The 17,555-nt window shown below is 68.8% G+C and carries 13 protein-coding genes; 5 read left to right on the top strand and 8 right to left on the bottom strand.

Features of this window, described 5'->3' with window-relative positions; genetic code table 11:
- Positions 1-210 (bottom strand): helix-turn-helix transcriptional regulator, encoded by a 210-nt coding sequence (locus EEB18_RS13460; RefSeq protein ID WP_056345548.1) that lies wholly within the window; start codon positions 208-210, stop codon positions 1-3.
- 135 nt (positions 211-345) lie between these two features.
- Here EEB18_RS13460 and EEB18_RS13455 point away from each other — a divergent pair, with 135 nt between their 5' ends.
- From EEB18_RS13455 to EEB18_RS13435, 5 genes are all read left to right on the top strand, one after another.
- Complete coding sequence (locus tag EEB18_RS13455; RefSeq protein WP_187140986.1) at positions 346-861, top strand: hypothetical protein; 516 nt, start codon at positions 346-348, stop codon at positions 859-861.
- 63 nt (positions 862-924) lie between these two features.
- Positions 925-2,235, top strand: coding sequence for a M20/M25/M40 family metallo-hydrolase (locus tag EEB18_RS13450; protein WP_187140985.1), 1,311 nt, complete (start codon positions 925-927; stop codon positions 2,233-2,235).
- Between the two features lie 98 nt (positions 2,236-2,333).
- Positions 2,334-3,770, top strand: a complete 1,437-nt coding sequence (locus EEB18_RS13445; RefSeq protein ID WP_187140984.1) for an aldehyde dehydrogenase family protein — start codon at positions 2,334-2,336, stop codon at positions 3,768-3,770.
- A gap of 213 nt (positions 3,771-3,983) precedes the next feature.
- Entirely contained in the window at positions 3,984-5,210 is a 1,227-nt protein-coding gene (gene argJ / locus EEB18_RS13440) for a bifunctional glutamate N-acetyltransferase/amino-acid acetyltransferase ArgJ (RefSeq protein ID WP_187140983.1), read from the top strand.
- A 4-nt stretch (positions 5,211-5,214) separates the two neighbouring features.
- Positions 5,215-5,826 carry a glutathione S-transferase family protein gene (locus tag EEB18_RS13435; RefSeq protein WP_187140982.1) on the top strand — a complete coding sequence of 204 codons (612 nt, stop codon included), beginning with the start codon at positions 5,215-5,217 and terminating at the stop codon, positions 5,824-5,826.
- Positions 5,827-5,935: 109 nt separating this feature from the next.
- Here EEB18_RS13435 and trxA read toward each other — a convergent pair whose 3' ends face one another.
- The 7 genes from trxA to EEB18_RS13400 all read right to left on the bottom strand — a co-directional run bounded on the left by trxA (position 5,936) and on the right by EEB18_RS13400 (position 17,386).
- On the bottom strand, positions 5,936-6,256 hold the full coding sequence (trxA, locus tag EEB18_RS13430; RefSeq protein WP_056345532.1) for a thioredoxin TrxA: 321 nt from the start codon (positions 6,254-6,256) through the stop codon (positions 5,936-5,938).
- A gap of 63 nt (positions 6,257-6,319) precedes the next feature.
- Positions 6,320-9,781: a double-strand break repair helicase AddA gene (gene addA, locus EEB18_RS13425; RefSeq protein ID WP_187140981.1), complete on the bottom strand. Its 3,462-nt coding sequence runs from the start codon at positions 9,779-9,781 to the stop codon at positions 6,320-6,322.
- Positions 9,778-12,771, bottom strand: a complete 2,994-nt coding sequence (addB, locus tag EEB18_RS13420; protein WP_187140980.1) for a double-strand break repair protein AddB — start codon at positions 12,769-12,771, stop codon at positions 9,778-9,780. Before addB ends, addA begins: the two co-directional genes overlap by 4 nt.
- A gap of 109 nt (positions 12,772-12,880) precedes the next feature.
- Positions 12,881-13,600, bottom strand: a complete 720-nt coding sequence (locus tag EEB18_RS13415; RefSeq protein ID WP_187140979.1) for a nucleotidyltransferase family protein — start codon at positions 13,598-13,600, stop codon at positions 12,881-12,883.
- Positions 13,597-14,580: an aminoglycoside phosphotransferase family protein gene (locus EEB18_RS13410; protein WP_187140978.1), complete on the bottom strand. Its 984-nt coding sequence runs from the start codon at positions 14,578-14,580 to the stop codon at positions 13,597-13,599. The genes EEB18_RS13415 and EEB18_RS13410 overlap by 4 nt, the downstream gene beginning before the upstream one ends.
- Entirely contained in the window at positions 14,577-15,026 is a 450-nt protein-coding gene (tsaE, locus tag EEB18_RS13405) for a tRNA (adenosine(37)-N6)-threonylcarbamoyltransferase complex ATPase subunit type 1 TsaE (RefSeq protein WP_056345519.1), read from the bottom strand. The genes EEB18_RS13410 and tsaE overlap by 4 nt, the downstream gene beginning before the upstream one ends.
- On the bottom strand, positions 15,023-17,386 hold the full coding sequence (locus EEB18_RS13400) for a PAS-domain containing protein (RefSeq protein ID WP_056345515.1): 2,364 nt from the start codon (positions 17,384-17,386) through the stop codon (positions 15,023-15,025). The genes tsaE and EEB18_RS13400 overlap by 4 nt, the downstream gene beginning before the upstream one ends.
- Between the last annotated feature and the right edge of the window lie 169 nt (positions 17,387-17,555).

The raw sequence follows: 17,555 nt of genomic DNA, 5'->3' as shown, positions 1-17,555 counted from the left end.
TCATTCCTTCTCCGGCGTCCAGTGATCGATAAACAACACCCGCACCTCGACCCCGAACAGGGTCGCCATGCGCAGCGCGAGCGGCAGGCTGGGGTCATATTTGTCGGTCTCGACCGCGTTGATCGTCTGCCGCGAAACCTGCAGCCGGCGTGCCAGCTCGCCCTGGCTCCACCCCGCCGCTTCGCGATGATCGCGCACCCGATTTTCCAACGACCATCCTCTCGCCTGTCAAGAGCTCTTTACAGTCGCAGACCTCCACCTGTCAAATACTCTTTACAGGCTCCGCTTACGCTTTCCTAACCCGCGGCTGCTACAGCGGGCGCACGAGGGGCAGGGGCACAGTCCATGATGCGGAATTTCACGGTGATCGCGGCGATGCTGCTGCTTGCGGGCTGCGGCAAGGCGCTCGAGCTGGTCAATCAGACGCGAGTCGTCGCGGCGCCGCGCGAAGAAGTGTTCAAGAAGATGTTCGGCGACGGCACCAACACCGGGCTGCCGCTGGTCACCAATGGCGGTTCGACCAAGCTCTACGAGCTGGTGGTCGAAAAGGGCGATCCCGAATGGTCGGCGGTCGTCCCCAAGCAGCGCCCCGACGCCTATAAGATCAAATATGCGGTCGCGATGGAAATCCCACGCGAAATGCACATCATCTACAGCATCGACGACGGTGCCGTGACCACCGGCCTCAAATTCACCCTCGAGGAACTGGCGCCCGACAAGACGCGCGTCGTCTTCCACGTCGACGATCTCGCCGGCCACGATACCGAGGGCCTCGCGGTCAACACCGCAAAGCTGCACGCGATCGCCTATGAAGCGCTGAAAAAGCTCAAGGATTTCGACGAGGTCAAGGAGCCCGCCTGACGCGGACTTGCGGCGCGGGACATCGCACGCCACTATGCGGCTCCCCCCTCAGGAGCCTCCTTCATGAAATCCTTGCCGCTTGCCGCCTTCCTCGCCGCGTCGCTCGTGCTCGCCCCTGCGGCACAGGCGAAATTGTCGAAGGCCGAAGCGGCCATGGCGAAGACGGTCACCGCCGAGCAGGAACGCTCGATCACGTTGCTCGAAAAGCTCGTCAACCAGAACAGCGGCTCGTTGAACCTCGAGGGGGTCGAGAAGGTCGCGGTGATGATGCGCGCCGAGCTCGAACCCTTGGGCTTCACCGTCGTCTGGAAACCGACCCCGGAAACCAAACGCGCCGGCCACCTTATCGCGGTGCACAAGGGCAAGCCCGACGCCAAGCGCCTGCTGCTCATCGCGCATCTCGACACCGTGTTCGAACCCGATTCGCCCTTCCAGAAATTCACCCACAAGGGCGATATGGGCGAGGGCCCCGGCGCGGGCGACGACAAGGGCGGCATGGTCGTCATCGTCGCGGCGTTGCGCGCGATGAAGGCGGCGGGGACACTCAAGGACGCCAATATCGAAATCCATATGACCGGCGACGAGGAAGACGCCGGCGACCCGATCGAGAAAGCGCGCGCCGACCTGATCGAGGCGGGCAAGCGCAGCGACGTCGCGCTCGATTTCGAAGGCCTCGTCCGCGACAATGGCGCCGACATGGGCTCGGTCGCGCGGCGCTCTTCCGAAAGCTGGACCGTCACCGCGACCGGCAAGTCGGCGCACAGCTCGGGCATTTTCAGCGCCGCGGCGGGCGACGGCGCCATCTACGAACTCACGCGCATCATCGCACGCTTCCGCACCGAGCTTCCCGAACCGAACCTCACTTTCAACGTCGGCTTGATCGCGGGCGGGCAGGACGCGACCCTCGACGCGGGCGGCATTCGCGCCGCCGTCAGCGGCAAGACCAATATCATCGCGCCGATCGCCATCGCGCGCGGCGACCTGCGCACCCTGTCGGGCGAACAGGCGGCGCGGGTGAAAGCGAAGATGGCGGCGATCGTCGCGCAGCATGCCCCCGGCACCGGCGCAACGCTCGCCTTCGACCCCGGCGGCTATCCGCCGATGGCGCCGACCGACGGCAACCGCGCGCTGCTGACCAAACTCAACGGGGTGAACCGCGACCTCGGCCTCGCCGAAATGGCGGCGCTCGATCCGCTGAAGCGCGGCGCCGGCGACATCAGCTTCGTCGCCGCCGATGTCGATGGGCTCGCGGGCCTCGGCCCCTATTCGACCGGCGACCATGCCCCCGGCGAAGCGGTCGACCTGCCGAGCATCGAGCGGCAGGCGACCCGCGCCGCGATCCTGATGTCGCGCCTCGCCGCCGAAAAGCGCTGACCGCGCCAAATTTAGCGCCAGACCGCGCTTGATTCATTCGCCGCCGTCATTAGGTAGCAATCCGATACGTATCCGGAACCGCCGATGGGAGAGAGAAAATGAGCAACTTCGAAACGCACCTGAAACAAAATTACATCGGCGGCCAGTGGGTCGATAGCCAGGGCGGCAAGGAACATCAGGTCATCAGCCCTTCGACCGAGGAAGCCACGACGACGATCGTGCTCGGCACCGCCGCCGACGTCGACGCCGCGGTCGAAGCTGCGAAAAAGGCCTTCGTAAGCTTCTCGCAGACCAGCCGCGAGGAACGGCTCGAGCTGCTGAACCGCATCGTCGAGGAATATAAGAAGCGCATCCCCGATCTCGCCAAGTCGATGGCCGCCGAAATGGGCGCGCCGGTCAGCTTCGCCGCCGCCGCACAGGCGCCCGCCGGGCTCGGCGGCTTCCTCGGCACCATCGCGGCGCTCAAGGACTTCCAGTTCAAGGAACAGCATGGCGCCAACACCGTCGTCTATGAACCGATGGGCGTCGTCGGCATGATCACGCCGTGGAACTGGCCGCTCAACCAGATCGCGCTGAAGGTCGCGCCCGCGCTCGCCGGCGGCAATTGCATGGTGCTCAAGCCCTCGGAAGAATGCCCGGGCAACGCGACCATCTTCGCCGAAATCCTCGACGCTGCGGGCGTGCCCCCGGGCGTGTTCAACCTCGTGCAGGGTGACGGCCCGACCGTCGGCAACGCGATCTCGTCGCACCCCGGCATCGAAATGGTCAGCTTCACCGGCTCGACCCGCGCCGGCATCCTCGTGGCGAAGGCAGCCGCCGACACGGTCAAGCGCGTCCATCAGGAACTCGGCGGCAAGTCGCCGAACCTCGTCCTGCCCGACGCCGACCTCGCCGCCGTGCTGCCCCCGACGGTGCAGGGCGTGCTGATCAACACCGGCCAGAGCTGCATCGCCCCGACTCGCATCCTCGTCCAGAAGGAGCGCGAGGCCGAAGCGATCGGGGTCATCAAGGCGATGTTCGACGGCACCTCGGTCGGCGATCCGATGACCGAAGGCGGTCACATCGGCCCCGTCGTCAACAAGGCGCAATTCGACAAGATCCAGGGCCTGATCCAGTCGGCGATCGACGAGGGCGCGACGCTCGAAACCGGTGGCACCGGCCTGCCCGCCAACGTCAACCGCGGCTATTATATCAAGCCCACCGTCTTCTCGGGCGTCACCCCGAACATGCGCATCGCCAACGAGGAAGTGTTCGGCCCCGTCGCCACCGTCATGGCCTATGACACGCTCGACGAAGCGATCGCGGTCGCCAACGACACCGAATATGGCCTGTCCGCGGTGATCTCGGGCGACCCGGCGCAGGCCGCCGACGTCGCCCCGAAACTGCGCGCCGGCATGGTCGCGGTGAACAATTGGGGCCCCGCGCCGGGCGCGCCGTTCGGCGGTTACAAGGCGTCGGGCAACGGCCGCGAAGGCGGGCTGTTCGGCCTCAAGGATTTCATGGAAATCAAGGCGATCAGCGGCATTCCGGCGTAAGTCGAAAAAATCCTCCCTGCGGCGAAGCCGTGGGGAGGGGGGACCGCCGCGAAGCGGTGGTGGAGGGGCCAGCGACGCCCGCGCCAAGGCCCCTCCGTCAGCCGCTACGCGACTGCCACCTCCCCATCGCTTCGCGACAGGGAGGATTGAAGACCCCTCCCTGTCAGGGAGGGGTTTTTCTTTGCCTCCCGGAAAGCTACACGCACCCCCATCATGACCAGCCGCTCTCCGCTCGCCCCCGCCGCCTTTCCCGCGCTCCCCGACATCGCCGGCGTCACCCTTCGCGTCGCGCGCGCGCAGTACAAGAATTGGGACCGCTGCGACCTCACTTATGTCGAACTCACGCCGGGCACGACCGTCGCGGGCGTCTTCACGCGCAATGTCTGCTGCTCGTCCGAAGTCGAACTCGGCCGCGAACAGGTCAAGGATGGTTCGGCCCGCGCCCTTATCGTCAACGCCGGCAACAGCAACGCCTTCACCGGCTATCGCGGGCGCGAGGCGGTTGAACAGATCATGGGCCAAGTCGCCGACCATCTCGGCTGCGCACCGACCGACGTCTTCGTCAGCTCGACCGGCGTCATCGGCGTCCCGCTCCCCAAGGACAAGGCGCGCACCGGGGTCGCGGCCGCGCTCACCGCCGAACCCTGTTCGTGGGAAGACGCCGCCGAGACCATCGGCACAACCGACACCTTCGCCAAGGGATCGGCCGCGAGCGCGGTGATCGGCGAGCGCACCGTGCAGGTCGCGGGTATCGTCAAGGGATCAGGCATGATCGCCCCCGACATGGCGACGATGCTCGGTTACATCTTCACCGACGCCGCGGTCGCGCCGTCGCTGCTGCAGGCGATGCTGAGCGAGGCGACCGGCCCCAGCTTCAACAGCATCACCGTCGACAGCGACACCTCGACCAGCGACACCGTGCTGCTCTTCGCCACCGGCCAGGCGGGCAACGCCCCGCTCGAATCGTGGGACGACACCGGCGCCGACGCGCTCTACGCGGCGATCCGACAGGTTTCACTCGACCTCGCGCACCAGGTCGTGCGCGACGGCGAGGGCGCATCGAAATTCATCGAGATCGAGGTCAGCGGCGCGGTCGACGATCACAGCGCCAAGCGCGTCGCGCTCGCCATCGCCAACTCACCGCTCGTGAAGACCGCGATCGCGGGCGAGGACGCCAACTGGGGCCGCGTCGTGATGGCGGTGGGCAAGGCCGGTGAACCCGCCGACCGCGACCGGCTCGCGATCCGCTTCGGCGACCATTGGGTTGCGAAACAGGGCCTGCCCGTCGACGGCTATGACGAAGCGCCCGTCGCGGCACATCTCAAAGGCCTCGAAGTCCGCATCGGCGCCGACCTCGGCCTCGGCGACGGCCGCGCGACCGTATGGACCTGCGACCTGACGCACGGCTATATCAGCATCAACGCCGACTACCGGAGCTGAGCCGATGCTGACGATCTGGGGCCGCCTCAGCTCCCACAATGTAAAGAAGGTCGCCTGGTTCGCGGTCGAGCTCGGCATCGACTTTATCCGCCATGATGTTGGCGGGCAGTTCGGCATGGATGCCGCCTATCGCGCCAAAAACCCCAATGCCCTGATCCCGACGATCGAAGACGGCGACGTCACCCTGTGGGAATCGAACGCGATCCTGCGCTACCTCGCGGCAAAGTATGGCGGGACGCGCTTCTGGCCGGCCGATCCTGCCGCCCGCGCGGTGGGCGACAAATGGATGGACTGGCAGATCGGCTATGCCGACGCCCAGCGCGACGCCTTCTTCAATCTTGTCCGCCGCACGCCTGTCGAGCGTGACGCCGCAGCCATTGCCGCAAGCGCCGCTCGCTGCGCGAAACAGATGGCGATATTGGAGGATGCGCTGGCGCGGTCGCCTTGGCTGTCAGGCGACGACTTCGGCGTCGGCGACATTCCGATGGGCGTCTACACCCACACCTGGTTTTCGCTCGCCATCGAGCGGCCCTCGCTACCGCATGTCGAGGACTGGTACGCGCGCATCAGGGAACGCCCGGGCTATGCCGAACAGGTGATGATTCCGCTGACCTGAATATCAATAAACCCGTTCGCATCGAGCGAAGTCGAGACGTCGGGAGGACGTGTGCCCCCGATGGGCATCTCGACTTCGCTCGATGCGAACGGGTTGAAAGATTGCGCTCTTACAGCGCGCTTTCGAGCCAGCCCTTGAGGGCGCTCTTCGGCGCCGCGCCGACCTTCGTGTCGGCGATCTCGCCATTCTTGAACAGGATCATCGTCGGGATGCCGCGCACGCCATATTTGCCCGGCGCATCGGGATGATCGTCGATGTTGAGCTTGGCGATCACCACCTTGCCCGCGAGTTCGTCCGAAATTTCTTCGAGCGAAGGGCCGATCATCTTGCACGGGCCGCACCATTCGGCCCAGAAATCGACGAGCACGGGGGTGTCGCTGTCGAGGACGTCGGCCTGGAAGCTCGCGTCGGTAATCGCTTTGGTACCCATCTAAGGTCTCCTGAAAATCTGCTTGGTCCCAAGCTAGGCAGTCGGCGCGTCCGGCTCAAGTCCTCAACCCGGCAAATTCGCCTTGGTTGCCAGCAAGCCCGGCTTGTGTGGCGCCAGCACCGCATCGTCGAGCGAGATCAGCGTCGGCCCCGCGGTGTAGAGCAAGGCCGCCGCAACCCGCCGCCCAGGGAAGATCACCGCGAGCGCATCGCGATAGGCCGCCATCTGCCGAAGGTACGCCGGCGCGACCTCGCCCGCCGACGCCGGCACATGCCGCCCGGTCTTGTAATCGACCACCGTCACCAGATCGCCCGTCACCAGCAGCCGGTCGACGATCCCCGCCACCACCGCTCCGTCGACCACCGCCGACAGCGGCACTTCGGCGAGCGACCCGGGGCCGAAGGTCGCGGCATGCGCCGGATCCTCGATCACCGCCAGCACCTCGTCGATCAGCGCCTCATGCGCCGCCGCATCGAGGTCGGGCGCTTGCACCCCCAGCCAGTGCAGCGCCGCCGCGCGCCGCCGCGCCGGGGCGACCGGCGGCAATCGCTCGAACAGCGAATGGAGCAATAGCCCGCGCGACACAGCATCGGCGCGCGCCGTCCCCTGCGGCGGCACCGCGACATCGTCGTCGCCCAGCGCCGACGGCGCCAGCGGTCGCGGCGGCCGCGCCTCATCGGGGGCGGGTCGCTGCGCCCAGTCGGGAACGACCACCGGCGCGACGACCGGCCCCTTCGCCTTCGCCGGGCGCGCCCATTTCTTCGCCTGCACCGCATGGACGCGCTTCTGCCCCCAGCGCGGCCCGGCATCCTCCCAGCCGAGCCCCATGCCCTCCATCACCGCATCGACCGCGCCGTGCCAATTGTTATCGGGCAGCGTCCGATCGGCGGTCTTGGTGATGCCCGTGACGACCAGCAATTCTTCAGCGCGCGTCATCGCGACATAGAGCAGCCGCCAATGCTCCTGCAGCTCGGCACGCGCCTTCGCATCATGCGCCTCGGCGACCTTGCCGTAACGCTCCTCCTTGCCGAGCGCGAAGGCCGGCAATTTGTCCCAGCCGTTCAGCGACAGGTCGAAGCTCAGCCGTTTCGACGCCGGATCGTCGGTCGCATCGGCAAGGATGACGATCGGCGCCTGCAACCCCTTCGACCCGTGGACGGTCATCACGCGCACGACGTCGCTGCGCGCCTCGGTCTGCCGCTTGATGTCGGCGGTGCTCGCGTCGATCCGCGTCAGGAAGCCGAGCAGCGACGGCACCTCGAGCCGCTCAAAGGCCAGCGCCTGCGCGAGCAGTTCGTCGATCGGGTCGCGCGCCTCGCGCCCCAGCCGCGCATAGAGTTTGCGCCGCCCGTCGATCGGCCCCGACAGGACGCGATCGAGGAAGCGGAAGGGCGTGGTGAAATCGGCCATGCCGAGCAGCTCGCCAAGCGCCGTCATCGTTTCTGCCGGAACCTCGTCGCGGCGGTCCCGCAAGGCCGCCCATACAGACGACGTCCGCCCATGGGCAAAACCGAACAAGGCCTCCTGCGACCAGCCGAACAAAGGCGAGACGAGCAAAGCCGAAAGGTTGAGGTCGTCGAGCGGCTGTACCGCAAAGCGCATCGCCGCGAGCAGGTCCTGCACGGCGAGCGGCTGGGTCAGCGCGAAGCGGTCGACGCCCGCGACCGGCACATGGCGCGACTGGAGCCGCGCGACGATCCGCGCCGCAAGGTCGCGGCGCCGCCGCACGAGGATCAGCACATCGCCCGGCGCGACGCTGCGCCCGTCCTTGCCGTTGGCGATCCAGTCCTGCACCTCGTCGGCGATCGCGCGCGACAGCCGCAGGCTCGCGGGATCGCTCGCTGCGGCGAGGCTGTCGGCGCTCGGCGCGCCTTCGCCGTCCTCACTCTCGGCCTCGACCGCCTCCTCCTCGTCGGCGATATCGAGCGCCTTGCCCACCGGCAGCGGCTGCCACAGCTCGACCCGCCCCGGATGCGCACTCTTGAAAGGCAGCGGCTGTTTTTCACCGCTGTCGAGCCCCATCAATTCGGTCGCGCCTGCTGCGATCCATTGGTCCACCACGTCGAGCACGGCGGGACTCGATCGGTAATTGGTGACCAGATCAACACCTTTGAAGGGCCGCTCGCCCTCAGCCGCGCGCTGACTGAAGCGCAGCCGCGCCGCCTCGAACGCCGCGGGCTCGGTGCCCTGGAAACCAAAAATCGCCTGCTTGCGGTCGCCGACGGTGAACATCGTGCGGACTCGTTCGTCCTTCGCGCCCTGCCCGGCAAAAAATTCCTCGGCCAATGACAGGATGATCGCCCACTGCCGCGCATTGGTGTCCTGCGCCTCGTCGACCAAAATATGGTCGGTACGCTGGTCGAGCTTGAACCGCACCCAGTCGCCGAAATCGCCGCGCCCGAGCAGGTGCAGCGCGATGCCGATCAGATCGTCGAAATCGGCGAGCCCCGCTGCGCGCTTGGCGAGCGCATAGGCCTCGGCAAAGCGGCTCCCCAAATCCCACGCCGCGGTGAGGTCGTCGGCGACCGCCATCGCCGCCGCAGTCGCGACCAGCGCATCGACCGCCCCGACGATCCGCGTCGCGGCGCCGAGGCAATCGTGCATCTTGCCCGTTTCCTTGGCGAAGTCGGCGCGCAGGTCGCCGGTGCCGGTGACAAAGCAGCCGCGCAGCGCGACAAGCATCGCGCCGCGCGTCGCCACATCGACGCGCGACCAGTCGCCCATCAGTTCGGCGCGCGCCTCGCCGGTCTTGGTGCCCCATCCCCGCCCGCTTGCGGCGACCGCCGCGATATCGGCATCGGCAACCAGCCCGTGCTCGAGCGCCGCAATCTGAAAGGCCGCCGGATCGCCCTGCGGCAGCCCCAGCGCGTCGCGCACATCGCCCGCCTTCGGGGACAGGCGCGGCTGGTTGGCGGCACCGAAACTGCCCGCGCAGCGCACCAGAAAAGCGATCGCGGCATCCTGGCCCATCCGCCGCGCCAGCATCGCCGCTACGCCGCGCATCGCATCGCCATCGCCATCCTTCTGCCCGAGCAATTTGCCCAGCACCTCGCGCTGCAACGCGCTCGCCTCGCTATCCTCCAGCGGACGGAACCCCGGCAGGACTTTCGCTTCCAATGGAAAGTTCGCAAGCAGGGTCTGGCAGAAACTGTGGATCGTCTGGACCCGGATCGCGCCGCCGGGGCTGTCGATCACCGTTGCGAACAAGGAGCGCGCGCGATCGATGATCCCCGCCGCGTCCCAATCGGCGCCCAATGCGCGCAGGTCGAGCCGCAAATCGCCGTCGTCCATGCGCACCCACAGGGCCAGCCGCTCGTGGATGCGGTGCGCCATTTCGGCGGCCCCCGCCTTGGTGAAGGTGATGCACAGGATCGCCTCGGGCGACACGCCGCCAAGCATCAGCCGCAGCACCCGCGCCGACAGCACCTGCGTCTTGCCCGTGCCCGCCGAGGCGCCGAGCCAGACATGATCGTCGGGGTTCGCGGCGGCGCTCTGGCCGGGATCGAGATCGAACAGCCGCGTCATGCCGCGCCCCCGTCGTCGCGCCCGAACCACTCGTCGCGCCGCATCAGCTGATCGAAATCGCTGTACCGCTTCGCGGCATCGCCGGGAACGAAGGGTTCGGCGCCGAGCAGGAAGCGTGTCGTCAGGTCGGCGAGCGCTTCGGCCGCGCGTTCGACAGCTTCTTCGGCACTCTTCAGCTCGCGCCGCGAACCATGCGTCGCCGACACCTTGCCCTCTTCGCCCTTCGCGCGGTCGCGCTTCAGGCTCCAATATTCAAGGGCTCCGACCGGCGCCGCGTCGAGTCCGTCGGCCTGCCCCGCCTCGGCGATCAGCCCGAGCAGGCCGAGCTGGTTGTCGAGCCCCGCCGCCGCCGCGGTGCCCGACGGCGCCGAACCGCTCTTATAATCGACAATCGCGAGGCTGCCGTCGGCGAGCTGGTCGATGCGGTCGGCCTTGCCGTGCAGCCGGATGCCATCGACGACCATCGCGCCCTTGACCTCGCTCGCGACCGGCCAGCGCGCCTCTCGCTCGGCCCACACCCGCTCCGCCGCCCAGCGCAGCGACGGCAGGATGCGCGGCAACCAGAAGGCGCGCGCCAGCGCATCGAGCGCCGGGTCGGCAGCGAGCGCCGCGAGCTCCGCCTCCAGCGCGGCCTCGGTCATCCCGGCGCGCTGCCAATCCTCGAGCAGCTTGTGCACCCGTGTCCCGAACCATTTGGCGTCGGGGCCCTGGCTCAGCGGATCGAGCGCGCTCAGCCGCAGGATCTTCGCCGCGTAAAAGGCGAAGGGATCGTGCGCGAGCTGGTCGACCCCGGTGACGCTGATCTTGTCGGGCCGCGCCTCGGGCGGCGGCACGACCGCGGGGCGCGGCGCGGGGTGCGGATCGCCCGGCGGGACATCGAGCAGCGCGGTCAGCGCCGTCACCACTTGCCCGCCGATTTGCGCGGCGGGCAATTCGCCCGCGAGCGCGCTCAGCCGCAGCCAGAAGCGCGAGGCGACCGCCGGGTCGCCGCCGCTGCGCTGCGCCCGCGTCACCACCACCTTGCGCGCTGCCAGCGCCCCGGCGAAATCGTGCGCCGCCATGCCCTGCTGCCGCTCGGGCGCCGCGAGGCCGAGCAGGCGGCGGATGCCCGGCGCGAGCCAGGGATCGGGGCTCAGCGCCTGTGGCCAGCGCCCTTCGTCGAGGCCGCCGAGGATCATCACATCGGCGCGCTGCAACCGCGCCTCAAGCAGCCCCCAGATGAACAGCCGCGGATGCCCGCCATAAGGCGGCCTTACGCTTTCGCCGCCGAGCAGGTCGGCCAGCATCGCGGGAAAATCGCCCGGCATGACGAGCGCCGGCCCGGCGCCCTTTGCCAGTGCCCAACGGTCGAACAGGTCGGCAAGCTGCCGCCCCGCCGGACCCGCCCACACCGCGTCGCCGGTCAGCCAGCCGAGCGCCGCCTGCAGCGCCGCGAGCAGGGTCGTCGGCGGTACCGCGGTTCCGGCGCTGAGCGGCGCAAGATGCGTGCCCAGCCCCGCGACCAGCTCGCCCCACCAGTCGTGCAACGCCGCCGCCGCGCCATGGGCGCGCGCCTTGCTGTCGGCGGTGAGCAGCGCGAGGCGTAGCGACACGCCGTCCCAGCCCGGGGTCAGCCCCGGCTCGCGCAGCAGCAGGTCGAGTCGCCGGACCTGGTCGAGCCACGCCAGCCGCGCCTCGCCCTTGCGCACCAGCGGGTGGCCGAGCACCGTGAGCAGCCGCACGGGGTCGAAGCGCGCCGCCAGCTCGGCGAGCCCGAGCAGCAAGGTTCCCGGCGGCAGCTTCGCCAGCGGCCGCCCCGCGCTGTCGTCGACCGCAATGTCCCAGCGCGCCAGCGCGCTCGCGACGCGTTCGGCCAGCGCGCGGTCGGGGGTGACCAGCGCCGCGGTGCGCCCCGGCGTCTCGACCGCGGCGCGCATCATCAGCGCGATGCCCTGTGCCTCCTGCCCGTCGTCGGCGAACACCGCGCCCGACAGCCCAGCGATCTCGGCGCCAAGGTCGGTCTTGTCCTGCCAGCGCGCGGTGTAGGCGGCGGGCGCGAAGAGCAAGGACACGAAACCGGCGCGCGCCTCGGGTCCGTCGAACGCCGACACGCCCTCCCACGTCCGCACCTCGCCGCGCGCAACGCCCATGCGCCCGAGCAGCAGTTTCAGATGATATTGCGGATGCGTCTCCAGCGGCCGCGCCGGATTGTCGGGGTCGGCGGCGACCGGCCCCAGCGCTTCCCATTCTTCCTCCGCCATGCCGAGGTCGAGCCCCGGCAGCACGACCATGCCGCGCTCCATGTCGGCGACGGTGCGGAGCAGCCGGACGATCGCCGGCGCGGCGGTGGTGATCCCCGCCGCGACGACGAAGCGCGCCGGCAGCGCGACGCGCCAGCCGTGGCTGACCCGGTCGAGCAGGCGGTTGCGCCGCTCGGCGCGGTCGATCATCCCCGCGCGCTTGAGTTCGGCGGGCCAATGCTCGACGAGCAGCCGCAGCCGCGCCCACGACGCCTGCCAATGCTGCGCGAGGTCGCCGAGCACCGCCGCGATCTCGCCCAGCCGCGCAGGCGCGACCTCCTCATAATGAAGCTGGTCGATCACCCGCCCCAGCCCTTCGGCGAGCTGGAACGCCGCCGCGCCGGTGATCGCCTCCTCGCCCGCCGGCTGGTGCTTCTCGATCAGCGCCGCGAGCATCAGTCGCCGTCGCAGCGGGTCGATCGCGGGCGGCAGGATCCCGCTCTCGTCGATCGGGTCGAGCGCCAGCGCAACCTCTTCGTCGAGGTCGGCATCGCCGATCACGACAAGCCGCGGCATCAGCAGGCCTTGCCCGCCCGCGCGCACGAACGCCGCCTGCACCGCGCTGCGCGCGCGATTGCTCGGCAGCAGGACCAACCCCTCGGCGAGACCCAGCGCTCCATCGGCGAAACGCGCGATCAGCCCGGCGGCGAGCGCATCGGCGAACGCCCGGTGGACCGGGATCGAGAAGATGGTGGGCTTGGCATCAGCCATCAGAGTCAAAACCCGTCATTGCGCGCGCAGCGAAGCAATCCAGAGCGGTTTATGCAACTCTGGATTGCTTCGCCGTGCGCGCTATGACGAAAGCGGGAACGGACGGTGGTCAAACCTCCGTCAGCGCGGCTTCGGTCGGCGCGATGCTCGCCGGAGTGCCGACGTCGAACCATCGGCCCATGTGCGACAGCCCGAACAGCCGCCCCGCCGCGATCGCGCGGTCCCAGAAGATGTTGGTCGAAAACGGCCCCGCGGGCGCATCGACGAGCAGCCGCCGCGACACCAGTTGGATGCCGGTATAGACGAAGGGCGCAATCCGCGCCGGCCTGCGCCGCGACAGCATGCCATTGGGGTCCATATGGAAATCACCGCGCCCGCCATGCCCGGTCGCGCTCGCCTGCGGGATCACCAGCAACAGCGCGTCCATCCGCGCCTCGTCCCAGTGGCGCGCGAGCTGCGCGATGCTGTCCTGCGGCCCGTCGGTCCAGATATTGTCGCTGTTGACGATCAGGATCGGGTCGCCGGTCAGTTGCGGCAGCGCCTTCATCATGCCGCCGCCGGTTTCGAGCAGCCGGTCGCGCTCGTTCGAAATCGCGATGGTGAAGGGACGCTTCTGCGCCGCGAGATGCGCTTCGAGGGCGTCGGCTAGATAATGGACGTTGACCACTACGTGGGGAATCCCGGCGGCCTCGATCCGGTCGAGGCTATGGTCGATCAGCGGCTTGCCGGCGACACGGACCAGCGGCTTGGGCCGGGTGGCGGTGAGCGGACGCATGCGTTTGCCCAGCCCCGCCGCCATCACCATCGCGCTCTCGATTTTCGTGGTCATGCCTCGAATTCTTCCCACGCCGCCGCGCGCTTGTCGGCGGGGATATTCTCGTCGAACCATGCCCGCACCGGGGCGAGCGCCGGGTGCGCGAGGTCGCGTTCGAGCAGACCCCACATGCGCGGCTGGAACTGGCGATACCCCGGCTTGCCGTCGCGTTTCCACAGCCGCACGAACACCCCCAGGATGCGCGTGTTGCGCTGCGCGGCGAGCGCCCAATAACCATGCTCGATGTCGGTCCCGGTCGCCCCTTGATAGCGCGCGAGCATCGCCGCCTCGACCGCCGGGGTCACGTCGCGCCGCGCATCCTCGAGCACCGAGGCCAGATCATAGGCCGGATGGCCGATCAGCGCGTCCTGGAAATCGAGCAGGCCGTAATGCGCGACGCCCGTCTGTCCGGCGACGAGCATGATATTCTCGGCATGGAAATCGCGCAGCACGGTAACGCGCGGCAGCCCGTCCTTCTCGACCGGCAGCAGCGCGGCTTCCCACGCCGCGCGAAACGCGTCGCGATCGACGTCGATGTCCAGCGCCGGACAATACCAGTCGGCGAACAGCATGACCTCGTCGATCCATTGATCGAGCCCATGCACCGGCAGGCCCGCCATCGGCGGTTGCGCGTGCAAATGGACGAGCAAATCGGTCACCCCGGCATAATGCGCCATCTCGTCCTGCGGCGCTGCGTCGATCGTCTCGCGCAGCCGGACGTCGCCGAAATCCTCGATCAGCAGCAATCCCTGCTCCAGATCGCGCGCGATGATCGTCGGCGCATTCAACCCCTGCTCACACAGATATTCGGCGATCGCGATGAACGGGCGCGAGTCTTCCTGTTGTGGCGGCGCGTCCATCAGCACCGCCTGACGGCCTTCGCCGACGACGCGGAAATAGCGCCGGAACGACGCATCGCCAGCAAGCGGCAATATCTGCGCGTCGCCCCAGCCATGCGCGGCGAGGAAGGCGGGCGCATGGGGGGGCGGAATCATCGGAGCGGCCATCGGCTCCCCCAAGACGTCGGCACCGCGGCTGTCAAGACGCGCGCGTCGCCGCTTCCGGAAATCGTCAGTGCCAGCGCACCGGCCCAGCCCGTTTGGCCCAGCCGGTCGGGCCATTCGATCAGCAACGCGCCGTCATGAACATAGTCGTCGAGGCCGAGTTCGATCAGCTCGTCCTCGTCCTCGATCCGGTAGAGATCGACATGCGCGATCGGCAAGTCGACCTCGGGCGGCGCATAGGGCTGGACGATCGCAAAGGTCGGGCTCGGCGCCTCGCCAGCCAGCCCGCGCGCCTTGAGCATCGCGCGCGCCAGCGTCGTCTTGCCCGCGCCGAGATCGCCCGACAACAGCACGACGTCGCCGGGGATCAGCGCCAATCCGATCGCCGCACCGATCCGCTCGGCTTCGGCGAGGCTGTAGTCGGTACGGAAGCTCATGCGCCGCGCGGCAGACTTACGCGGACCAGCGTCCCCTGGCCCTTTTCGCTCACCACCTCCATCGTGCCGCCGTGCGCGGCGACGAGTTGGCGGGCGAGCGCGAGGCCGATGCCGCCGCTCTGGGTCCCCGCCTGCTGGCCCTTGGTCACCGCGGCGACCGCATCGGGCATGCCGGGGCCATTGTCGGACACGATGATATCGACGCCCCTGGCATCGCCGTCGGCGTGGAGCAGCACGCGTCCGCCCTTCTTGCGGCTCGGCGCGGTATAGCGGACCGCGTTGTCGAGCAGCCCTGCGACGAGCCGCGACAGCCGCGCGGCGTCGCCTTCGATGCTGCCGAGCGCCGCCGAGATATTGCCGACCAGTTCGACCCCTTCGGCCGCGGCAAAGGGTTTGGCCTCCGCCAGCGCCCCACCGAGCAGCGCCGCGACGTCGACCGGCGCGCGCTCGACCGCGAGCGTGCCCGCCTCGCCCTGCGCAAGGTCGAGCACATTGTCGATCTGGCGCCCGAGAACGCCAACCGATTCCATGATCGCATCGACATAGGCCTGCTGCCCTTCGGCGAGCTTGCCGGCATAACCCGCCTGCAACATCTCGCCAAAGCCGCCGATCGAGGTCAGCGGCGTGCGCAGCTCGTAACTCATCCGCGACAGGAAGGCGGTCTTGACCTTGTCGGCGGCCTCGAGCGCTTCATTGCGTTCGCGCAGCGCCGATTCCATCTTCCGGTTGTCGCTGACGTCGAGCATGATCAGCAAGGCATTGCCGTCGGGCAGCGGGATCGCGGCGAAGTCGAAATGGCGCCCGTCCTTGAACCGGATCTCACCGACGCGCTGCGTCCGCTCCAGCGTCGCGGCACGGATCACCTCCTGCACGATGCTGATCTGGTTCGGCTTGGCCAGCCGGTCGGCGAGCCCGCCCATCAGCGTATCGACGCGCGGATGCGCCGCCAGCGTCGGCTCGTCGACCCCCCACAGGCGGCGGAATCGTTGGTTCCACAGGTGCAGCCGCCCGTCGGGGGCGAACACCGCCACCGCCTCGAACAGATTGTCGAAGGTCGCGGTGCGCACGCGCAGCAAGGTGTCACGCGCCCCGGCGAGCTGGACCTGCTCGGTGCGGTCCTCGGCGATCAGCAACAACCCGCCGTCGGGGGTCGGCTGGGCGACGACGCGCAGATGCGTCCCGTCGCGCAGCAGCCACTCCTCCTCACTCGCCTCCGCCTGCGCGAACCAGTCGACATGCGCCTGCCGCCATTCGGGATAATCGCGCACCTCGGGGGTCCGCCCGGCGTCGCGCCAGGCGTCGAGCAGCCGCGCGAGGGCCGGCGTTTCGGCGATCGCGTCGGCGTCGAGGTCGAACATGCGGCGGAACGGCTGGTTCGCGAAGATCAGGCCCTGGTCGGGGCCGAACTGCGCGACCGCCGCCGACAACCGGTCGAGCAATTCGCGCTGCGTCTCGGCAAAGCGGCGGTGCGCGCCGCGCTCGCTCTCCAGTTCCTGTACGTCGATCGCATAGCCCGCGACCCCGATCGGCTTGCCGCCCGCCGGGGTCAGCGGCACGTCGACGACGCGCATGATCCGCCGCTCGCCCGCGATCGTCACCGGCACGGTGCGCATTTGCGCCGCCCCGGCGGTACGCGCCGCCTGCGCCGCTTCGCCCGCGCTTACCCCGGCGACGGGTTCGAGCAGTTCGATCCCCTGGTCGATCACGACATCGGCGCTCTTCGCCTCGACCGCATTCACATAGGCCTGGTTGACCAGCGCCAGTTCGAGCCGCGGGTCGCGGAACCACATCGGAAAGGGCGCGACCTCGATCAGCCCCGACAGCGCCTCGAAGGCCGCCATCGCCTCGTCGCGTTCGGACTTGAGCGCGATCTGCGACGACAGGCTTTCGGTCGCATCATCGAGCCACAGCAGCACGCTGCCCGACCCGCCGATCGCCGCCGGAGCCGGACCGCCATGGACCAGAATCGTGCGCGAGCCGCCTTGCGGGCGCAGGCTCATCGTGAAGGGTTTGGCGCCGCGCTGCGCGCCGAGGATCGCCTGCCGCAGCGCGTCATGGTCGGGGGTTTCGAGGCCCGCGCCCAGCCCGCACAATTCGTCGAAATTGCGGGGGCCGCGTTCGAGCCCCAGCCAGCGGCCGAGCCGCTCGCTCGCCTCGATGCGCCAGTCGCCGCGCACGACGACGGGCAGATAGGGTGAAGCTTCGATCAGGCTCGCCAGCCGCTCGGTCTGCGCCGCGGCAAAGGCCGATCGCCGCTGCATCGCCAGCCCGCGCCCCGCCGCCCAGATGCCGAGCAGCAGCCACAGCGCCGCGAAGCCGCCGAGCGCGAACGTCAGGGTCGGGGACAGCGCGCCGCTCATCCTCCGTCACGCTCCCGCTTTTCCGCCACCGACGCCCTTGCCATGATAGCCAGCCCTAAAGGCGATGGGTGCATGTTTCAATCGCATGTCACAGCGGAACGGCGCGTCCCACCTTCCGATGGGCGCGCCGTCCACAGTTTTCGTCTCATCACGTCGTCATTGCGAGCGG

This window comes from Sphingopyxis sp. OPL5, assembly GCF_003797775.2.
Classification (GTDB): domain Bacteria; phylum Pseudomonadota; class Alphaproteobacteria; order Sphingomonadales; family Sphingomonadaceae; genus Sphingopyxis.
This window is presented reverse-complemented; position numbering and strand designations above follow the sequence as displayed.

Bases quoted from the DNA above. Each gene is read 5' to 3' on its own strand.
- EEB18_RS13415 (WP_187140979.1), bottom strand. From the start codon at position 13,600: ATGACCACGAAAATCGAGAGCGCGATGGTGATGGCGGCGGGGCTGGGC.
- tsaE (WP_056345519.1), bottom strand. From the start codon at position 15,026: ATGAGCTTCCGTACCGACTACAGCCTCGCCGAAGCCGAGCGGATCGGT.
- EEB18_RS13410 (WP_187140978.1), bottom strand. From the start codon at position 14,580: ATGATTCCGCCCCCCCATGCGCCCGCCTTCCTCGCCGCGCATGGCTGG.
- EEB18_RS13445 (WP_187140984.1), top strand. From the start codon at position 2,334: ATGAGCAACTTCGAAACGCACCTGAAACAAAATTACATCGGCGGCCAG.
- trxA (WP_056345532.1), bottom strand. From the start codon at position 6,256: ATGGGTACCAAAGCGATTACCGACGCGAGCTTCCAGGCCGACGTCCTC.
- EEB18_RS13450 (WP_187140985.1), top strand. From the start codon at position 925: ATGAAATCCTTGCCGCTTGCCGCCTTCCTCGCCGCGTCGCTCGTGCTC.
- EEB18_RS13400 (WP_056345515.1), bottom strand. From the start codon at position 17,386: ATGAGCGGCGCGCTGTCCCCGACCCTGACGTTCGCGCTCGGCGGCTTC.
- addB (WP_187140980.1), bottom strand. From the start codon at position 12,771: ATGGCTGATGCCAAGCCCACCATCTTCTCGATCCCGGTCCACCGGGCG.
- argJ (WP_187140983.1), top strand. From the start codon at position 3,984: ATGACCAGCCGCTCTCCGCTCGCCCCCGCCGCCTTTCCCGCGCTCCCC.
- addA (WP_187140981.1), bottom strand. From the start codon at position 9,781: ATGACGCGGCTGTTCGATCTCGATCCCGGCCAGAGCGCCGCCGCGAAC.
- EEB18_RS13435 (WP_187140982.1), top strand. From the start codon at position 5,215: ATGCTGACGATCTGGGGCCGCCTCAGCTCCCACAATGTAAAGAAGGTC.
- EEB18_RS13455 (WP_187140986.1), top strand. From the start codon at position 346: ATGATGCGGAATTTCACGGTGATCGCGGCGATGCTGCTGCTTGCGGGC.